This window comes from Bacillus sanguinis (genome assembly GCF_018332475.1).
Taxonomy (GTDB): domain Bacteria; phylum Bacillota; class Bacilli; order Bacillales; family Bacillaceae_G; genus Bacillus_A; species Bacillus_A sanguinis.
This window is the reverse complement of record NZ_BOQB01000528.1, coordinates 1-731: the sequence shown is the minus strand read 5'-3', so window position 1 is coordinate 731 and position 731 is coordinate 1. Positions and strand designations below refer to the sequence as shown.

Annotated in this window: 1 protein-coding gene; it reads left to right on the top strand. The window is 31.7% G+C overall.

Annotation, left to right across the window (positions count from 1 at the left end; genetic code table 11):
* Positions 1–731, top strand: a 731-nt coding sequence (locus tag KI369_RS28230) for an LTA synthase family protein (RefSeq protein ID WP_212958958.1), incomplete at both ends; no start/stop codon positions are given.

Here is a 731-nt window from a genome sequence, read left to right as displayed (position 1 = left end):
TGATAAAAACTTATTTGGAGCTGCAAAAGGTAAAAATGTCATTTTGATTTCAATGGAATCTACACAAAGTTTTGTTATTAATAAAAAAATAAATGGAAAAGAAATTACTCCATTTTTAAACGAATTTATTAAAGATAGTTTTTATTTCGATAACTTTTATCATCAAACAGGACAAGGTAAAACTTCTGATGCTGAGTTTATCGTTGAAAATTCACTTTATCCGTTAGACCGCGGTTCTGTATTCTTTACTCACGCAACAAATGAATATACAGCTACACCAGAACAATTAAAGAAATACGGATATTCTTCTGCTGTCTTCCATTCAAACGATAAAACGTTTTGGAATCGTGATGTAATGTATCCAGCACTTGGATATGATCGTTACTTTAATTTAAATGATTACGTAGGCACAGAGCAAATGTCTGTCGGTTGGGGATTAAAAGATAAAGAGTTCTTTGAACAATCGATTCCAAAGCTAAAATCTTTACCACAGCCGTTCTATACAAAGTTCATTACTTTAACAAACCATTTTCCATTTCTTCTAAATCCAGAAGATCAATATGTTGATGAGTTTAATTCCGAAAGTGGTGTTGTAAACCGTTACTTCCCAACTGTTCGTTACACAGATGAAGCTCTTAAACGATTTATTAAACAATTAAAAGAAGAAGGGCTGTATGACAACTCTGTTATTATCATTTACGGAGATCATTACGGTATTTCTGAAAACCATA